General features: G+C 68.0%; 1 pseudogene. It reads left to right on the forward strand.

Annotation, left to right across the window (positions count from 1 at the left end):
* Positions 1-203, forward strand: a pseudogene (locus ACQG3P_RS21920) (peptide synthase); the annotation flags it as partial.
* Positions 204-244 lie beyond the last annotated feature (41 nt).

The following is a 244-nucleotide window of genomic DNA, read 5'->3' on the forward strand; positions in this document are numbered from 1 at the left end:
TCTATGAACTCCAGCCGGGCAGCGCCGATTCGCCGGCCCAGCAGCAGCGGTTGCGAGAAGAAGCGGCCGCGCATGCCGGCACGCTGCGCATCGAACGCTTCCTGCTGCACCCCGGCTTCCCGGTCGATATCCGCCCCAACGCCAAGATCGGCCGCGAGAAGCTCGCGGTCTGGGCGGCAACCCGAATGGACCAACCCGCCTGAAGATCCTGGGCACCGGTGGTGGTGGTTTCCTCGGCCAAGCG

Origin of the sequence: Stenotrophomonas sp. SrG (assembly GCF_050031795.1) — a bacterium.
Taxonomy (GTDB): Bacteria; Pseudomonadota; Gammaproteobacteria; order Xanthomonadales; family Xanthomonadaceae; genus Stenotrophomonas; species Stenotrophomonas rhizophila_A.